The sequence below is a fragment of the Leuconostoc falkenbergense genome (assembly GCF_045801155.1).
Lineage (GTDB): Bacteria > Bacillota > Bacilli > Lactobacillales > Lactobacillaceae > Leuconostoc > Leuconostoc falkenbergense.
Genome location: NZ_CP174386.1, coordinates 767,015 through 786,325, shown reverse-complemented (window position 1 = coordinate 786,325; position 19,311 = coordinate 767,015). Strand labels below are relative to the sequence as shown.

The 19,311-nt window shown below is 40.0% G+C and carries 18 protein-coding genes; all 18 read right to left on the bottom strand.

The genetic code is table 11. From position 1 onward, the window contains the following. Nucleotides 1-81: 81 nt before the first annotated feature. The 18 genes from purH to ytpR all read right to left on the bottom strand — a co-directional run bounded on the left by purH (nt 82) and on the right by ytpR (nt 19,195). On the bottom strand, nt 82-1,608 hold the full coding sequence (gene purH, locus ACI3ES_RS03875; RefSeq protein WP_114666598.1) for a bifunctional phosphoribosylaminoimidazolecarboxamide formyltransferase/IMP cyclohydrolase: 1,527 nt from the start codon (nt 1,606-1,608) through the stop codon (nt 82-84). Continuing rightward, nucleotides 1,605-2,195 carry a phosphoribosylglycinamide formyltransferase gene (gene purN / locus ACI3ES_RS03870; RefSeq protein WP_114666597.1) on the bottom strand — a complete coding sequence of 197 codons (591 nt, stop codon included), beginning with the start codon at nt 2,193-2,195 and terminating at the stop codon, nt 1,605-1,607. The genes purH and purN overlap by 4 nt, the downstream gene beginning before the upstream one ends. Beyond that, nucleotides 2,189-3,226, bottom strand: a complete 1,038-nt coding sequence (gene purM, locus ACI3ES_RS03865) for a phosphoribosylformylglycinamidine cyclo-ligase (protein ID WP_114666596.1) — start codon at nt 3,224-3,226, stop codon at nt 2,189-2,191. Before purM ends, purN begins: the two co-directional genes overlap by 7 nt. After that, entirely contained in the window at nt 3,223-4,848 is a 1,626-nt protein-coding gene (gene purF / locus ACI3ES_RS03860) for an amidophosphoribosyltransferase (protein ID WP_142511243.1), read from the bottom strand. The genes purM and purF overlap by 4 nt, the downstream gene beginning before the upstream one ends. Continuing rightward, on the bottom strand, nt 4,830-7,046 hold the full coding sequence (purL, locus tag ACI3ES_RS03855; RefSeq protein WP_142511244.1) for a phosphoribosylformylglycinamidine synthase subunit PurL: 2,217 nt from the start codon (nt 7,044-7,046) through the stop codon (nt 4,830-4,832). Before purL ends, purF begins: the two co-directional genes overlap by 19 nt. Before the next feature lie 3 nt (nt 7,047-7,049). Further along, nucleotides 7,050-7,715, bottom strand: a complete 666-nt coding sequence (gene purQ, locus ACI3ES_RS03850; RefSeq protein ID WP_114666593.1) for a phosphoribosylformylglycinamidine synthase subunit PurQ — start codon at nt 7,713-7,715, stop codon at nt 7,050-7,052. Then, nucleotides 7,712-7,981 (bottom strand): phosphoribosylformylglycinamidine synthase subunit PurS, encoded by a 270-nt coding sequence (purS, locus tag ACI3ES_RS03845; protein WP_004915980.1) that lies wholly within the window; start codon nt 7,979-7,981, stop codon nt 7,712-7,714. Before purS ends, purQ begins: the two co-directional genes overlap by 4 nt. 2 nt (nt 7,982-7,983) lie before the next feature. Next, nucleotides 7,984-8,733, bottom strand: coding sequence for a phosphoribosylaminoimidazolesuccinocarboxamide synthase (locus tag ACI3ES_RS03840; RefSeq protein WP_004915981.1), 750 nt, complete (start codon nt 8,731-8,733; stop codon nt 7,984-7,986). Then, entirely contained in the window at nt 8,711-9,826 is a 1,116-nt protein-coding gene (purK, locus tag ACI3ES_RS03835; protein ID WP_114666592.1) for a 5-(carboxyamino)imidazole ribonucleotide synthase, read from the bottom strand. The genes ACI3ES_RS03840 and purK overlap by 23 nt, the downstream gene beginning before the upstream one ends. Continuing rightward, nucleotides 9,823-10,308, bottom strand: a complete 486-nt coding sequence (purE, locus tag ACI3ES_RS03830) for a 5-(carboxyamino)imidazole ribonucleotide mutase (protein ID WP_114666591.1) — start codon at nt 10,306-10,308, stop codon at nt 9,823-9,825. Before purE ends, purK begins: the two co-directional genes overlap by 4 nt. A gap of 257 nt (nt 10,309-10,565) precedes the next feature. After that, entirely contained in the window at nt 10,566-11,912 is a 1,347-nt protein-coding gene (gene glnA / locus ACI3ES_RS03825; RefSeq protein ID WP_114666590.1) for a type I glutamate--ammonia ligase, read from the bottom strand. 12 nt (nt 11,913-11,924) lie between these two features. Further along, a complete protein-coding gene (locus ACI3ES_RS03820) occupies nt 11,925-12,263 on the bottom strand; it encodes a MerR family transcriptional regulator (protein WP_004915986.1) in 339 nt (112 codons plus the stop codon). A gap of 161 nt (nt 12,264-12,424) precedes the next feature. Further along, nucleotides 12,425-13,417, bottom strand: coding sequence for a class A sortase (locus ACI3ES_RS03815; RefSeq protein WP_114666589.1), 993 nt, complete (start codon nt 13,415-13,417; stop codon nt 12,425-12,427). Between the two features lie 20 nt (nt 13,418-13,437). Further along, the gene (gene polA / locus ACI3ES_RS03810; protein ID WP_114666588.1) at nt 13,438-16,122 is read right to left on the bottom strand and encodes a DNA polymerase I; all 2,685 of its coding nucleotides are present in this window, start codon (nt 16,120-16,122) and stop codon (nt 13,438-13,440) included. A 138-nt stretch (nt 16,123-16,260) separates the two neighbouring features. Further along, entirely contained in the window at nt 16,261-16,983 is a 723-nt protein-coding gene (locus ACI3ES_RS03805; protein ID WP_407632024.1) for a Bax inhibitor-1 family protein, read from the bottom strand. Between the two features lie 85 nt (nt 16,984-17,068). Continuing rightward, nucleotides 17,069-18,403, bottom strand: a complete 1,335-nt coding sequence (gene murC / locus ACI3ES_RS03800) for a UDP-N-acetylmuramate--L-alanine ligase (protein ID WP_142511247.1) — start codon at nt 18,401-18,403, stop codon at nt 17,069-17,071. Then, nucleotides 18,396-18,539, bottom strand: coding sequence for a hypothetical protein (locus ACI3ES_RS03795; protein WP_004915993.1), 144 nt, complete (start codon nt 18,537-18,539; stop codon nt 18,396-18,398). Before ACI3ES_RS03795 ends, murC begins: the two co-directional genes overlap by 8 nt. Beyond that, nucleotides 18,539-19,195: a YtpR family tRNA-binding protein gene (gene ytpR / locus ACI3ES_RS03790; protein WP_114666585.1), complete on the bottom strand. Its 657-nt coding sequence runs from the start codon at nt 19,193-19,195 to the stop codon at nt 18,539-18,541. The genes ACI3ES_RS03795 and ytpR overlap by 1 nt, the downstream gene beginning before the upstream one ends. Nucleotides 19,196-19,311 lie beyond the last annotated feature (116 nt).

Here is a 19,311-nt window from a genome sequence, read left to right as displayed (position 1 = left end):
GAATATTTGTTCGTATGATTAGTATACCGAAATTTCAAGATGACTTCAATAAAAAAACGCTCGTTTGAGCGTTTTGAAGGCTTAATGTTTGAAGTGACGGGTACCACTAAAGACTAACGCAACCCCTAACTCGTTAGCTTTGTCGATTGAATCTTGGTCTTTGATTGATCCACCTGGTTCAACAATTGCCTTAATACCATGTTCAGCAGCATATTGCACCGAATCATTCATCGGGAAAAAGGCATCAGATGCCAATACCGCATCGCTAAGATCTGACTTATTGGCAGCTTTTTGAATAGAATAAACAACAGAGTCAATACGGTTTGGCTGTCCTGCGCCAACACCCAAAGTTTGACCATCTCTCGCCACAACTATTGCGTTAGACTTGACATGTTTGACAACTTTTTGCGCAAAAATCATGGCCTTTAACTGCTCCTCTGTTGGTACAACTTTTGATACCACCTTGAACGAATCCACTGACTCTTCCACCAAATCGCGTTCTTGAACGACGGCACCACCAAGCACAGAGGTCACTTCAAGCGCTTGCGGGATTGCAGTAGTAAATGGCAACGTCAGCAAACGTAAGTTTTTCTTAGCAGACAAAATCTCAAAAGCCTCTGGTGTAAAGCTTGGCGCAATGATAATTTCCAAAAATATCTTGTGCATTTTTTCAGCAGTTACGGCATCAACTTCTCGATTTAATGCAACAATTCCACCAAAAATTGAAATATCATCAGCAGCAAAAGCCTTATCCCACGCTGCTTCAACCGTTACACCTTGACCAATGCCAGCTGGATTCATATGTTTAACTGTCACCACAGTTGTTTCGTCAAATTCTGCAATAATGCGCAACGCAGCGTCCGCATCACGAATGTTGTTATATGACAATTGCTTCCCATGCAATATTTCCGCATTGAGCACTGAATATGCCTCAGGCAAGGCAGTTCGATAAGCTGCGGCAGATTGATGAGGATTTTCACCATAACGCATATCATCAAATTTTTCAAACGGCAGTGTCAGGTTTTCTGGAAATTCTGTTTCTGTCAAATAATGAGCGATTAAGGCATCGTATGACGCCGTATGTTGAAATACCTTGGCTGCTAGGTTACGACGATAGGTTTGGTCCACTGAACCAGACTTCAATTTGTTAATAACATCATCGTAATCAGCTGGATCAACAATTGGTAAAACAGCGGCAAAATTTTTAGCAGCTGAACGTAACATTGATGGCCCACCAATATCAATATTTTCGATAGCTTCTGCTTCTGTGACCCCATCTTTTTGAATCGTTGACTTGAATGGATATAAATTCACAACCACAATGTCAATTGGCGTAATATCGTATTCTGCCAATTTGGCCATATGTTCTGGCAAATCACGACGTGCTAGTAAACCAGCGTGCACACGTGGATGCAACGTCTTGACACGCCCATCTAACATCTCAGGAAAATCTGTGACTTCGTCAATTGCCAATACTTCCAAGCCAGCCTCTGCTAACACTTTATGTGTCCCACCTGTTGACACTAACTCATAACCTAATTCCACTAAACTTTTAGCAAATGGTACCAAACCTTTTTTGTCGGAAACACTTAGTAATGCACGGGTCATTTTAAAAATACTCCTTCTTTTAATAACTTTTCTAGTGTGTTCGGGTATAAAACGTGTTCCACATGATGGATACGCGTTTCCAGTTGTTCAAGTGTGTCGTCTTTTTTAATTGGCACCACTTCTTGCGCAATAATTTCGCCAGTATCAATGCCATTGTCAACAAAATGCACTGTGACGCCAGTCTTATCGACACCTGCTTCAAACGCATCCAAAATACTGTGCCGCCCGGGAAAACTAGGCAGCATCGCTGGGTGCAAATTGATGATTTTACCCAAATAACGATTGATTAATAATGGTGTCAAAATGCGCATGTAACCTGCCAGTAAAATACCATCAACTTGATCTAATTCCAGCTGGTCAATAATCGCTTGTTCAGCAGCTGTTTTGTCAAGATAGTGACTGTAAATAATTGTCGTGGTTGGCACGCCAAATACTTTTGCTAAGTTGAGCACACCAGCTTTGGAATGATCAACCACTAATCTGACAATTTCAGCATTTAGATTGCGTTGTATAATGGCGTCATTTAATGCCTGAAAGTTTGTGCCAGTACCAGAGGCAAAAACTGCTAATCGTACTTTTTTTACCATGGTGCCACTCCTGTAAACACCACAGCTTCTTTTTGACGGTCAGTGATTTTACCTAATAGATAAGCAGGTTGTTCATTTTCAGTCAACATCGTCATGGCATCTGCTAATTGACTAGGTTTAACTACCAATACTAAACCTAAGCCATTGTTAAACGTCAATAGCATATCTGCGAGAGAAACATTGCCACGTTGTTGTAAATCATCAAAAATTGGCAGTATGGGCCATGATCCCCAACTAATTTCAGCTGATAGATGCTTTGGTAAGGCGCGAGGCAAATTTTCAACTAACCCACCACCTGTGATATGCGCCATTGATTGTACCAGACCTGCTTGAACTAATGGCCATACCGATTTAGCATATAATGCTGTTGGCTTCAGCAAGGTTGTTTGCAGTTGTTCATCAAGCTGTTGAAAGGCCACTTCATTATCAATATGATAAATGTGTCTAACTAATGAGTAGCCATTTGAATGAATGCCTGACGATGGCAAACCAATTAAAACATCATCTACATCAACATTTTCTGGTTTCAATAACTGATCCCGCTCTGCTATTCCAACAGCAAATGCAGCTAGATCGTAGTGATTTTTAGCATACAATCCGGGCAATTCAGCACTTTCGCCACCAATAAGAGCCATACCAGATTCTTTTGCTGCATGTGCTATGCCTTGTACGATTTCAGCGACCACTTCCGGTCGCATTTTATCAACCGCTAAATAGTCCAACATGAATGCCGGTTTGGCACCTTGAGCTAAAATATCATTAGCCACCATACCAACTAAATCTTGGCCAATGGTGTCGTGCTTATTCGCCGCAATCGCTAGCAATAACTTTGTTCCGACACCATCTGCGCCTGAAATCAGTACTGGATCTTTGTAGTCTGTACCAAGTGCATAAGCCGCACCAAAACCGCCAATACCACTCAAAACATTATCGTTATATGTCTTAGCAACTTCATCTTGCATTAAATCAACAGCTTTTTCACCAGCTTTGATATCCACGCCAGCCTTCTGATAGGCATTTTCGTTGGTCATCGTTCTCCTCCCATAATTGGTTGTGCATCAAGATGAACAGTTCCATCTGCCAAAATATCTTGATTACGCAAAGATCTGACTTGATGTGGATGATAAGTTGTGGTTGGCTCTGGTGCAAAATCAACTTCGTGACGTGCCTCAAAATCCGCTAATCCTGCTTGATAGTCATATATTGGGCTAGGATAATGTCCATCAAAATATGCTGTGGTCAACCCTGTCCCCTCACCATAGTATGGCAAGTCAATCGCTGACACTAAGCCATCTACCGACAAAAATCCTAAAGAATCAGCCTCTATCATATCGGTCATTTCTGTCAATGAGTGGTTAGCGCCCATTAACTCTTTAGTCGTTTGCATATCAATACCATAAAAAGAAGGAAATTTAAAAATTGGACTCGCAATGCGCACATGAACTGACTTAGCTCCCGCCTCTTTTAGCATGCGAACGATGTACATTGATGTTGTACCACGAACGATTGAATCATCAACCAAAACAACGTTTTGTCCACGAACGACATCACGAACCGCGCTTAATTTCATACGTACTGCACGCTCACGTTTATCTTGTGTTGGCTCAATAAATGTTCGAGCAATATACTGATTTTTTACCAAACCCATTTCGTTTGGTAGGCCGGTAGCTTCTGCAAAACCAGCGGCAGCGCTCAAACTTGAGTTGGGAACACCGACCACAATGTCGGCATCCTTCACAGGCTGTTCAGCTGCCAAAGCTGCTCCCATACGCTTGCGGGCTTGATGAACATTGACACCATATATTGATGAATCAGGTCGAGCAAAATAAATATATTCCATCGCATCGATATTTAACGTCGTCTTATCAGTATAATGGTCAATCGTGAGTCCACTATCATCAATAATCAACAGTTCACCAGGTTGTACATCTCGCAAAAATTTAGCGCCAACAACGTCTAATGCTGCAGTTTCAGAAGTCACAATGTATTGGCCATCCGGCATTTGACCAACCACAAAAGGTCGAAAAGCATGGGGGTCAAGCGCCGCGTACAATCCATACGGGGTTAACAGCAAATAAGCAAATCCCCCGCGGAGAACATTGAGCGAGGCTTTAAGTTTGTCAACAAATGTTGACGCTTTAGAACGACGAATCAAATGCAATAAAATTTCTGAATCAGCCGATGACTGGAAAATGGCGCCTTCTTCTTCGAGCTTTTCGCGCAATGTCAAGGCATTAGTCAAGTTACCATTGTGTGCAAGTGAAATTTGCATATCGTGAAAGTTGACCATGAGTGGTTGAATATTTTCTATACCATGAGAGCCAGCAGTCGCATAACGAACGTGTCCAATTGCACTGTTTCCTTGCAGGGCTTCTATTCTGCTTGGATCTCGAAAGACGTCACTTAATAAGCCAAGTCCTCTTTCCTGCCACAAATGGCCTGAACGATTAGATACAATCCCAGCACCTTCTTGACCACGATGTTGCAATGCATGTAAACCATAATAGGTCAGCTGCGCAGCATCACTCCGTCCCCAAACACCAAATATGCCACATTCTTCATTAAGGCTTCGAACATTGACGCGTGATTGCTCAGTTCTCATTGCCTGATTCGCTTGTGTGTTAATATCTGTCATTATGCCTTTAATCGCCATGAAATGCTCTCCTGATAGATGGTTTGAGTTTCTTGTCGTGATAACTGCAATAATTGGTCACTTGATTGAATCGTCATTTGATCCTCATCAGATACCTCACCAATTTTTTGAGCTGACTCACCCGCTAGTTTTTCAAAATCATCACGATTTTGGGGTGCCACGGAAACAATGAAACGACTAGGTGTTTCAGCAAATAGGAACTCTGAAATCATGTCAGTGACAACATTGAAACTTAAATGACCAGCAAATGCACTTTCCAATAAACCAACAATCAAACCACCTTCGGATAAATCGTGTACGCTAGCTAATAATGACTGCTCTATTGCTGCTAATACTAGCTTTTGATTGGTAATTTCATCATGATCATTAAATTCAAAAAGCTGCCCGTCGATGGTACCTGTCTGCATTTTTTGAATTTCAGTACCATTGAAACTAGCGCTCGTTTTCCCAATGATATAAATGCTGTCGCCGGCATTTTGGAATCCAATCCGTGTTGCTTTTGACACATCAGTTAGCAAACCAACCATGCCAATCATTGGTGTCGGATAAATGGCTTGACCATCCGTTTCATTATAAAGTGATACGTTTCCAGAAATAATTGGTGTATTGAGTTGTTTTGCAAGTTCATTAATGCCGTCAACTGCTTGAGCCAATTCATAATACACTTCCGGATTATCCGGTGAACCAAAATTCAATCCGTCTGTGATGCCAATTGGTGTTGCCCCAGTAGCAACGATATTACGAGCTGCCTCTGCAACAGCCATTTTAGCGCCTACTTTAGGATTTAAGTACAAATATCGTGCATTCACGTCGGTCGTCATTGCTAGTGCCTTCTTAGTCCCACGAATCCTGACTAAAGCAGCATCACCACCAGGTTTAATGACCGTATCAGCACGAACTTGGGAATCGAAATGACGGAACAAATCACTTTTTGAAGCAATCGTCGGTTGACCAACTAAATCAAGGACTGTTTGCTTTAAATCAGTTACATCTGGTACGAATTGATCTGCTTTCAAAATAGCCAAACGTTTAGGCGCCACCATTGGCAAATCTTGTTTAGGGGCATGCGTCAAAAAGTCAACGGGCACATCAGCCACTACTTGATCATTGAAACGTAAACGATAGCGACCATCATCCGTCACACGACCGATAATGACAGCATCCAAGTTGGCTTTTTTGAACAAATCTAATATAACTTGCTCTTCCCCTTTTTTAACAACAAATAACATGCGTTCTTGGGATTCGGACAACATCAATTCATAAGGCGTCATCGCTGTTTCACGTTGTGGCACTTGGTTTAAGTCTAAATCAATTCCCATACCAGCTTTTGAGGCCATTTCTGAACTAGAAGATAACAAACCAGCAGCACCCATATCCTGAATACCAACAATAATATCTGAATGATCGCGAACTGCTTGCAAAGTGGCATCCATCACTAATTTTTCTAGAAATGGATCGCCAACCTGAACAGCAGAACGATCTGACTCATGTTCAGTTGAAAATTCGGCCGATGCAAATGATGCCCCGTTAATCCCATCGCGCCCAGTTTTGGCACCTACATAAATAATTGAGTTACCAACACCTTTGGCTTGACCGACTTGCATACCCTTTTGATCCATTAGTCCAACAGCCATGACATTAACTAATGGATTACCCGCATAAACTGGGTCAAAACCAATTTCACCACCAACTGTGGGAATCCCAATCGCATTACCGTAACCAGCAATACCAGCAATCACGCCATCAACAATGTGGCGAGTATGTGCGTTATCTAGTTCGCCAAAACGCAATGAATCTAGTACAGCAATAGGCTGGGCTCCCATTGAAAAAATATCGCGTAAAATACCACCAACACCAGTCGCCGCGCCTTCATAAGGCTCAACAAATGACGGATGATTATGACTCTCAGCTTTGAAAACTACTGCTTGATTATCACCAATATCCAATATACCGGCACCTTCACCCGGCCCCTGCAAAACACGTTCATTGGTTGACCAAAAATGACGTAAAATTGGCTTGGACTTTTTGTAAGAAACATGTTCTGACCACATGCCAGAGAAAATACCTGTTTCAGTATAATTAGGTAAGCGATCAAGTGTATCAACAATAAGTTGGTACTCCGTATCAGTCAAACCCCATTGCTGATAAATTTTACTATCACGGACCATTTCGGGTGTTATCTCATTATCACTATGCATGTCCTAATCTCCCGCTATTATCTCTGACAAAATGCTTTTGAAAAATGGTTGTCCATCAACATTGCCTGTTACTGCGTCTACTGCGCGTTCTGGATGTGGCATCATGCCAAAGACATTGCCCCGTTCATTCATAATGCCAGCGATGTCATGTGCCGAACCATTAGGATTTTGAGCATAACGGAAAACAATTTGATGATTATCTTCCAGTTGCGCTAATGTTGCGTCATCAGCATAGTAATTACCTTCACCGTGAGCAATTGGAATCATAATTGATTCTGTTTCATAGGCATTTGTGAACGCTGTATTTGGATTTTCAATCAACAGCTCAACATCTTCACAAATAAAACCTGGTATCTTGTTAACTTGCAATTGACCAGGCAACAAACCAGCTTCAGTCAAAATTTGAAATCCGTTGCAAACACCCACCACTAATTTACCATCGTTAGCCGCTTGAATAACGGCCGCCATGATTGGCGAAAACTTTGCAATGGCGCCAGTTCTCAAATAGTCACCGTAGGCAAAACCACCTGGTAAAAAGACGGCGTCAAAGTCATTGAGGTCGTTATTATCAGCTGAAAGGATTTCGGCATCAATACCAAAATCTTGCAAAGCATATAACATATCAAAATCGCAATTTGATCCTGGAAATCTAATTACTGCTGCTTTCATAAGGTTGCCTCGTCTTCATTGACAATGGATAAATCAAAACGGTAGGTTTCTGTATTTTGGTTAATTAAAAGCGAATCGGTAAAACTTTTCACTTCAGCAGTTGCCGCTTCAACATCTCGTGCATCCAATTTCACTTCGAAATACTTACCCTGTGATACTTGCGAAATACCAGTGTAATCCAGTCGTGTCAGGGCTGATTTGATGACCTCACCTTGTGGATCAAGAATTGATGGCTTATAGGTAACATAAATTTTGGCTAAGTACATGTTTATTTCTCCAATTTTTCTAAACGCTGTAATACTTCACGATAACCGACCGTCAAATCACCTTTGTGTTGGCGGAATATATCTTTATCAAGTGATTGACCACTTGTTTTGTCAACCAAACGCATATTATCTGGTGACAATTCATCCGCGAGAATCATATTGCCATCAGCTCTTCGACCAAATTCCAGCTTGAAGTCAATCAGCTCAATATTAATTTCTGCAAACCGACGTCTCAATATATCGTTGATTTCAGCGCTTTTCAAGCGAAGCGATTTAATTTCTTCAGCTGTTGCGTAATGCAAAGCAATAAGTTGTGAATCGTTAATAAATGGATCATCCAAAGCATCTGATTTATAGTAAAATTCTTGCACAATTGGTGTTAACTCAGTCATGCTCGCGACACCAAATCGACTGACGAAATGACCTGAAGCAAAATTTCGCACCACGACTTCAACGGGAATGATATCTAATTTTTCAACCAACTCATCCGTTTCTGAGATGTGTTTTAAATAATGCGTTGCAACGCCATGTTGGTGGAGGTGCTTGAATAAGAGATAGGAAATTGCACTATTAAGGCGGCCTTTATCAGAAATATTTTCATGAACTTTACCATTTAAAGCTGTTGCTTGGTTTGTATCATGTAACCACAAAATATCTGCCTGACTTGTCCAATAAACAGATTTAGCCTTTCCTTGATACTTCAAATCACCACGTGTTATCGTTTGATTGTTATAGTCTGTTACGTTGTTCATGTTGTTTACCCCATGCGATTAATGCTTGCCCGTTTTCATCACCTAGCACCGTAATGTGTCCCATTTTACGATCTGCCTTGATCGTTGCCTTGCCATAATCATGAAAATGCCATTCTGGATGATTTTTAAAATCGGCCTTTGCCTGCGTCAATTCATCGCCTAATAAATTCAACATTGTTGCTGGCTGCGTTAACGTAATCTCTGGCAGTGGCAATCCTACAACGCTTCTAATATGACCTTCGAATTGAGAAACATTAGTTGCTTCAATAGTAAAGTGCCCTGAATTATGAGGACGCGGGGCCAACTCATTTACCCAAACTTCTTCATCATTGACAAATAATTCAATACCCAAAATACCACGCAAATCAATTTTTTCAGCAATTTGATGAGCAATCTCGATGATCTTTTTGCGCAATGTGCTAGAAATTTTAGCAGGAACGGTTGTGTACTTTAAAATATGATTTTGATGCACATTTTCTGCAATTGGCCATGTCGTTATTTGCCCATCATGGGAACGAGAAACCATGATACTAACCTCTTGCTTAAAATTGACCAGTGTTTCCAAGATTAGTCGACCACCTGGAAAATTATCAGCTAATTGTGATGCTTCGAATGGTGTATTAAGTTGCCATTGACCATGCCCATCATAACCACCACTAACCGTTTTTAAAATTGAAGGCGTCGTTACCGTTTTCAACTGTTCAGCCGAATCAATTATTTGAAATGGTGCGACTGGCACACCTGCTTCATCACGAATAAACGTTTTTTCTGCTATGCGATCACTGGTAATTCTTAACAAATCGACCCCTTGTGGCAAAATTTTTGCGGCATACTTTTCCAAAACATCGCGATCAACGTTTTCAAATTCATAAGTTAGCACGTCACTGCGACTAGCTAGAATTTTGAGGGCACTCACATCGGCATAGCTTGCGATAATTTGATCATCTGCTACCTGCCCTGCTGGAGACTGTGGTGTTGGATCAAGCACAATGACAGTGTAACCCATTGGTTTTGCAGCCAATGCCATCATACGCCCAAGTTGCCCACCACCAATGATACCAATGGTTGCTGGTGGTAAAATACTTTGCATCATTTCAACTCCTTTTCACTGTCAATTGAATGTTGTGTTTGAGCTTGCCTGAAGTTAGTCAACTTGGTCAATACTTCATTATCAGACAATGCGATTATTTGGGCTGCCAAAATGGCTGCATTTTTAGCACCAGCATCGCCAATTGCAACTGTTGCAACGGGAACGCCTGCTGGCATTTGAACAATCGATAACAACGAATCAATGCCGTTTAAAGCATGTGATTTCATAGGAACACCAATCACTGGTAAGGTGGTGTTAGCAGCTAGCATACCTGGTAAATGTGCAGCGCCACCCGCACCAGCAATAATGACTTGAAAATGATTATCGCGTGCTTTTTCAGCAAAATTTTGTAAATGTACGGGCATACGGTGAGCTGAAATCACGTGCTTTTCGTAGCTAACACCCAACTCTTTTAAAAGCATGACTGTTTGCTTCATGCTTTCCCAATCACTGGTTGACCCCATTACAACGGCTACTTGTGTCATTTTTTCTCCATTCTTTTTAGTTCCGCATCACTAATCATTCGTTTATGATACTAATTTAACAAATTTTCAATCAATTGTGTTCGTTTTAAAATAAGAATTTTCACAGTTTATTGTTTATAGTTCGCTTTTTGCTGGATTTTTACGCATTTTAACAAAAATAACCGAATGTTAAGTTTATTAGCGCTTTCAAAAACAATTTAAAATACATTTTTTTGAGCACAAAAAAAAAGCGACAAGCGCTTTTTAAAATAATTATTTTAGTAATTTTCAAGATAAGAATCTGTTTCCCATTCAGAAACAAACTGACGATATGATGTGTATTCAATCTTCTTTGCTTCAATGAACTTGTCTGCAATATGTTCTCCGATGGCTGAACGAACAACGTCGTCAGCTGCTAACTCACGGACGGCTGCCAACAAAGTGTCTGGCAAATCTGTAATGCCAGCCTTTTCACGTTCAACCTCATCCATCAAATAAATGTTTTTATCGACTGAAGCCAAAGGCTCTAGTTCACGCTTGATACCATCCAATCCCGAAGCCAAAATGGCTGCTAAAGCAGTATATGGATTAGCTGTTGGATCAACTGAACGTAGTTCCAAACGTGTTGAATTACCACGTGAAGCTGGAACTCGAACCATTGGTGAACGATTTGATGCTGACCATGCAACATAAACAGGTGCTTCAAATCCTGGTGTTAGGCGCTTGTAAGAGTTAACTGTTGGGTTTGCAAGTGCTGTAAACGCAGTCGCATGTTCCAAAATACCACCCAAGAAATTATAGGCTGTTTTTGACAAGCCCATTTCATCTGACGTATCAACAAACGAATTACCATCTTTAGTAAATAGTGACATGTTAGTGTGCATACCCGATCCGTTGATACCGGCAACAGGCTTAGGCATAAAGGTTGCATAGTAACCATTCTTACGTGCAATCGTTTTAACAACCAACTTAAATGTCTGAATATTGTCAGCTGCTTCAAGGGCTGACGCATATTTAAAGTCCACTTCATGTTGACCTTCAGCGACTTCGTGGTGAGCAGCTTCAATTTCAAAGCCCATTTTTTCCAAAGTCAAAACAATTTCACGACGAACATTTTCGCCCATATCCAATGGTGCTAAGTCAAAATAGCCACCTTTGTCATTTAATTCAGTAGTTGGGTTGCCATTTTCATCGAGTTTGAACAAGAAAAACTCAGGTTCTGTACCAACGTTAAATGCCGTAAATCCAGCTTCACGTGCATCAGCTAGTACTGAACGTAGTGCATGACGTGGATCTCCCGCAAATGGCTCACGATCAGAAGTGTAAATATCTGCAATTAGACGGGCAACTTTACCACCATGACCATCTGTTTCCCAAGGGAAAATCATAAATGTCGATAAATCTGGGTAAAGGTACATATCTGATTCATTGATACGAACAAAGCCCTCGATTGATGAACCATCAAACATCAAATTGTTGTCAAGTACTTTATCTAATTGAGAAGTTGGTACTTCAACGTTTTTAATCGCACCAAGTACATCAGTAAATGTCACACGAATGAATTCCACATTTTCATCAACAACGATCTGTTTAATTTCTTCTTTGGTAAATGTTTTGCGAGCCATGATTTTCCTTCCTTAACGAGCCCCGAATCGCCCAATTTGAGCGAATTCTTTCTGTAATGAACGACGTAGTGCTGATTCCGAATCTTGTTTTTCTTGTGCTTTGCGGTGTTGTTTGGCGAATATTTCTTGAATATCTTTGATAGAATCACCCGAATCCAAAAAATCACGAATAGCTAATAATCGATCAACATCATTTAGTGAAAATCGGCGCTGACCACCTTTACCACGTCCTGGTGTGATTAAGTTTTGCTGCTCATAATACCGTATTTGACGGTCAGTCAGTAACGTTAATTCACGAACTGTACCAATTGTTAAAATCGATAGATTACGTCTTAACTCACGTTCGCTCATCACAATACCCCTTCGCTTAAGATACTTTTATTTTATACGAAATTTTAGTTGTTTGCAAATATATGTCAGGAAACCTAACATATAGTTTTTTATTATACCAATTAATTTTTATCATTATTAAAGAAAAAGGTAAGGGCACAATCGTCCTTACCTAAAAAGTGTTATTTTGTACCACCCTGATCACCATTGGCACCCTCTTCAACACCTGGGTTCCACCAACTCACACGAGCATTGGTGTTATAAACCTGTAAGTTAAATCTCGAAACAACGCTTTGCGGGGCATTTTTCCAAGTATAAGTGCGCTTCAAATCTGCGTGGGTAATAATACGATACTGAGTTGAGGGAAATAAGCAACTAATGATTGTTAATTGCGCGTTTTTTGTTGGATCCAAAACCGAGACATCTGTATTCTTAACAGCATCTTGCCCTGTAATCTCATATTGGTATAAGCCTTTATTGTTTGCTAACAGAACTGATGTGCCATTCAACCATGATGATCCCTTTAATTGACCATTAGTGAGATAGGGTGCATTTTGATTAATGACTTGTTGCAAGCCACTAAATCCAGTCACACCATCATTGAAATTATGTGCTGCCAAACCATAGTTTCCTTGACCCATCACTGGTACTTTAGTGCCATCTGGGTCTTGGCTAGAGCGGTTGGCGTAATCAGCTCCCAAATTTAACCCAGCATCACTATAAGCATCATTATAGATTGGCAACAAAATATTACGACTTGGAATCGACACAAAGCCTTGTTTTTCAAAGCCCTTGGCGGCATTTCGCATTACCATTTTCCTAATTGTGGCACGTGAAACCGTAGATGATGATGCTTTTTTATCTGCTACTTGTCGTTCATGATGCTGAACAGGTTTCAAAATAGCAGTTTTAACGCCTAATATATTTTGTTGATAAACATAAGTACCACCGAGGTATGCTAGTAAAATAATACATGCACCAATTAAACCATCATAGATAAGTTGGCGTGGTTTGAATTTGTGATGACGCAAACGTGTTATCAATAAGCGACAAATAGCAACCAGCAAGAAAGACACCACGAAAACGGCAACATAAGTCGCAATTTGATGAGCTAATTGATGAGGAACTTGACTGTCATTTAGCGTAGCTGCTAAATTATTTGGTAATATTATCATGATAATCCTATACTTTTCTGTTACTTAGCATCATACCATGTGGCGCCAGAATGACTTTCCACTTTCAAAGGCACATCTAATGACACTGCTGAATCCATCACACTGGTAATGATTTCTGATAATTCATCAATTTCACTAGATGGGGCTTCAAAAATTAATTCATCGTGTACCTGTAATAGCATGCGTGCTTGGAAGTGATGCGCTTTTAATGCATCATTAACTTTAATCATAGCGATTTTGATGATATCAGCAGCTGATCCTTGAATCGGTGAATTCATGGCAGTCCGCTCGGCAAAAGAACGCAAATTAAAGTTTTTCGCATTAATATCTGGCAAGTAACGACGACGATGAGCAATTGTTTCAACATAGCCATGATCGTGCGCAAATTGTTTGATTTGATTCATCCAATCATGTATTTGAGGGAACTCTTGAAAATAAGTATCAATAAATCGCTTGGCTTCAGCTCGAGAAATGCCCAAATTATTAGCCAGACCGAAGTCAGATATACCATAAACGATTCCAAAATTAACTGCTTTAGCAGTTCGTCTCATAAGTGGATCAACGACGGCATCATTTGGCAAACCAAATACAGCTCGTGCAGTTTCTGCATGAATATCTTCGCCGTTCAAAAATGCTTTTTGCATATTAGCATCCCCTGTCACATGTGCCAACACACGAAGCTCAATTTGAGAATAGTCGGCACCAAAAATTTGCCAATTTGGTTCACTTGGAATAAACGCCGTGCGAATTAAACGTCCTTCTTCTGAGCGCATTGGAATATTTTGAAGATTGGGGTCAACAGATGATAATCTTCCTGTTTGAGTGAGCGTTTGCAAGAATCGGGTGTGGATTTTACTATCTTCTGGATAAATGACTGACAGTAAACCATCAATATAAGTAGATTTAAGTTTAGCCAGCTGACGATACTGCAATATGTGATCCACAATCGGTGCTTGTGGGGCCAACTTTTCAAGAACATCAATTGCCGTAGAATAACCTGTTTTCGTTTTTTTGATAACTGGCAATCCCATTTTTTCAAATAATAGCACACCGAGCTGTTTAGGTGAGTTTAAATTGATTTTTTCTCCCGCCTCAATATAGATAGCCGACTGAATATCTTCAATACGTTGCGCTAAATCACGTCCTCTTTCTTGTAAATATTCTGGGTTAACTTTAATTCCTTGAAACTCCATATTAGCTAATACATGTGCCAAGGGTAACTCAATGTCCGTATATAAATGAGTCTGTTGATGTTCATTTAATGCTGAAAAAGTTGGCTCTTCTAATGCCATCAACGCATTTGCTTTGTTAGCAATATGCATCAAAACTCGACCACTATCTGAAGGTATCTTAAATTTAGCGCCCTTGCCATAGACTTCTTCATCAGGAGTGAGATAAATGTCAAATCGTTGCGCTAATGTCGCAAACACATTGTCATTATCAACAGTATCCAGTAAATATGCCGCGAGCAAAAAGTCAAAATTAACACCAGTTAATTTCAAGCCTAAACGCTTAAATAAGACTAATTGCGCCTTGACATTGAAAACATTTTTTTGAATTTTATCGTTTTCAACCAACGTTTTGAGTTCGGACTGCTGTAATAATGACACATCTCGGCTACCATAATACCCGACAGCAGCATTTCCAATCACAAAGCCAATCATCTCGCCAGCATGATAATCTTCGCTGACATATTCAATATGGAGCGCAACTTTGTCCCCTAACATACTCAAAGCGCGTAAATTACTGTCTTTTAATTCAACAACTTGTACACTCTTCTCATCAACCGTATCGTCTCCGGCAATTTGCCCCGAACGTTTTAGTGCTTTAATTTTAGCTAATTGTTGCTTAAAATCTAATTTCTCATAAAAAGGAATGAGGGCATCATAATCAACACCGCGATATTCAATCTCTTCCAATGGTAATTCAAGATCAGCCGCTGTTAAAATCGTCGCTAGTTGACGTGCTCGAAAAGCTTGATCACGATCATTCATCAAATTTTCTTTCATTTTAGACGGCTTCATGCCATCAATATTGGCATATAGGTTATCCAAGTCATGGTACTCTGCTAGTAACTTAAGCGCCGTTTTCTCACCGACTTTTGTTACCCCGGGATAATTATCAGAAGTATCACCAGTCAAAGCTTTTTTTTCAATAATCTGGGCCGGCGTCAAATTGAATTTTTCTAGTATGTAATCCGGCGTATAACGTTCAATTTCGGTCACACCTTTTTTGGTGACATTTACAGTAATATTATCAGTCGCAAGTTGTATTAAATCTTGGTCACCAGTCACAATGGTCACTGAGTATCCAGCCGCCTCGCCTAAACGCGAATATGTACCAATAATGTCGTCTGCCTCAAGCCCTTCTTGTTGATAATTGCGCAGCCCATGGAGCGCGACCATTTCACGCAAATAAGGAAATTGTTCTAAAAATTCAGATGGTGTTTTAGAACGCCCATCTTTATAGCTTGATAATAGTTCACCACGAAACGTCGTTTTACCAGAACCAGCATCCCAAGCCACTACTGCCAAATCAGGTTGCATCGGATCAACTATTTGGTCCAAAAAATTATTAAACGCAACTAGTGCATTAGTATGTAGGCCGTCATGTGAAATCATACGGTCTAGTTGATTATACATCGCATAAAAGGCTCGAAAAGCCAGTGAATTACCATCAATTAATAAGAGTTTTTTATTGGTCATTTGCTATCCATTCTGTTTTTCATTGTAATGATATCTTCAAAAACAATGTAGTGAGATAATACCTATCCCAATTATTATACCATGTAATAATTTTCCAAATAAAAAAGCCCTAACGGGCTGATTTTTATTTTAAATAAATTAGTCGCGAGATCCACCGGCTGCAACACCAAAGATACGCAACAAAGCGAAGAACAAGTTCACAAAGTCTAAGTAGAGACGTAGCGCACCATTAACTGCCAAGCCTGTTGTATCAGCTTGTCCAGCATATTGAGCGTACATAATCTTAAGGCTTTGGTTGTCATAAGCTGTATACAATGAGAAGACAAAGACACTTGCCCAAGAAATCAGCAATGATACCATACCACTATAAAAGAACATGTTAACAACGGAAGCAATGACCAAGCCAATCAACAAACCAAACAAAATTGATCCTAAGCCAGTCAAATCACGCTTTGTCACCATACCATATACAGCCATACCGCCAAAAACACCAGCAGCTGAAACGAATGCAATTAAGACTGATGCGCCAGTGTAAACTGCTAACAACAATCCGAGCGTTAAGCCTTCAATCACGGCAAACGCCATGAGCAATCCAAAAGCTTTAGCAGGATTTTTGAACGTTGCACGTCCAATCATTGTCATGATTAAAATTTGTACCCCGAACAATGCTAACGTACCGATAATGTTACCAGCAATAAGACCATAAACTTGAGTCAAGAAAAAATTCTGAACAATAAACCCTGTAATCGCAGTCACAATGATAGCAATACCCATGAAACTATATGTTTGTCTAAAAAATGCTCTTAGCCCATCATCGACACCCGTCACATCGCGACGTGCATTCATATTAAAATTATCCATTAATGCTTACCTCCTCCAATTAGCAAATACAACACCGTTGTATTTCAGTTATATCTATTATATCAGAAAGGTCATTAAATAGACATTAAGTCAAATCAGTATGAAGTTGCCCAAGTAATTTTTCGTAAGCAAATTCATATTTTTCGATGTCACCAGCCCCCATAAACACCATGACCGCATTATCATAAGGCATCAGCAAACGCATATTATCTTCCTGAACGATGCCTCCAAACTTGGAAATTTCTGCACCTAAGTCCTCTGAAGAAATCGTACCTGATTGTTCTCGCGCTGAGCCAAAAATATTGGCCAAATAAACTTTATCAGCTGCTTCTAGGCTTTCAGCAAATTCGTCCTTATAGGCAATGACACGAGAAAATGTGTGTGGTTGAAAAATAGCAATAATTGGCTTATTAGGGTATTTTTGTCGAGCAGCATCTAAAGTCGCGGTAATTTCTGTTGGATGATGTGCGTAATCATCAATTACCGTGATATCACCGATTTGTTTTTCACTGAAGCGCCGTTTAACACCCTGATATGTGAGTAAATACTGACGTATCAAATCGAGATCAACTTGTTCCATATAACTAACACCAATGACAGCCAAAGCATTTAAAATACCATGTTGACCGAACAGCGGAACGGCAAAATCACCAAGACTTTTACCGCGAAATACCACTTCAAAATGAGAACCTAAGGTTGATTTACGAATATTAGTAGCAACAAAATCATCTTTATCAGGGTTAACACCATAATAGTAAACGTCAGCATCAGGTTTTAATGAATGCAGATGCTCATCATCACCCCATGCAAAAATACCTTTTTTGACATTGTTGGCAAAATCAGCAAACGCATTCGTCACATCCTCAATACCCGTGTAATAATCAGGGTGATCAAAATCAATATTAGTCAAGATTGCGTAATCTGGACGATAATCCTTAAAATGGCGACGATATTCATCGGCTTCCACAACAAAAAATTGCGAGTTTGGTACACCACGTCCGGTTCCATCTCCAATCAAATACGAGGTTGGCGCGATGTTTTTGAGTACATGAGCCAATAATCCAGTAGTTGATGTTTTACCGTGCGCGCCAGCGACAGCAATTGAAGTAGTTTGAGCAATTTGCTCTTGCACTGCTTCAGGATACGAAATCATCTTGACACCTAGTTCAAGTGCGCGTGCTACCTCAACATGCGTATCTTCAAAAGCGTTTCCTCGTACAAAAACGGCTGACTGATATTCATCAACATTTTTAGCTTCAAAGGGTAAAATTTTGATACCCGCTGCTTCTAAAGGTGCTTGTGTGTACGTATAAGTATCAATATCAGATCCCAAAACTTCATTGCCCTGATCATGCAAAATTTGCGCTAAGGGTCCCATTCCTGTGCCTTTAATACCAATAAAATAATATTGTTTACTCATTATTTTCACCTTCTGTTACAAATGTAAAATATTGCAACTCACCTTTTCGCAGTTCAAAAATTAAGCGACGATACTGTGCTGTTTCGTCATTTAACGTGCGATATACTCGTGGTGCATTCTTCAAATTATCGCTCATTAGTAGTTTATGTCCACGAGATTATCACGATACAAATTAGCAGCCTTTTCAAAATTAAAGCTGTCACCAACCTCACCAAAATCGTCTGGTAAAATCAGTGCGCCTGGCTTATCAGGAGCGCCTGGCAAATGCAATTCTCTGCCAGACACAATCATTCCAGCTGAAGGTACACCGCGTAATTCACCATCCCAAATCAAAGCCCCACTCGGCATCATTGTGCCTGGTTGCGCAACTGCCACCTTGATATTTTCTTTAATGTTAGGCGATCCCGAAACAATTTGTAAAGTTTTATCATTAGCCACGCGCGTTTTGGTGACATGTAAGTGATCAGAGTCTGGATGTGTGGCAACCGTTTCGACATAGCCAATGACTAATTTCGTTGGTTCAACTGTCAATTTGTCAGAAAATCCTGCTTGTTTTAATTCTTGATTAATGACATCAATTTGTTCTTGTGTCAATGTTAGCTGACCAGATTTGTGCTTAATCTGTAATTTTTCGCCAATACCAAAGATGTTATAGCCTGTTGTTTTATCCGAAGATAAATCACTCACTCGTGTAACATTCTTATTGGTTGTCACAACTTGCTGGTTAGCATTTGGCGCCAAAATAATCATTAAAACATCTCCGAGATGTTCTGGGTTATATGTTGTTATCATGGTTCAATTCCTTTGTTTTATCAGTACATTATCTATTTTACATTACTTTTTAATCCCAATAAAGTCAATATTTGACGAACGCTTGTGAAAAGAGTAAAACAGAGTAGTACACTGAA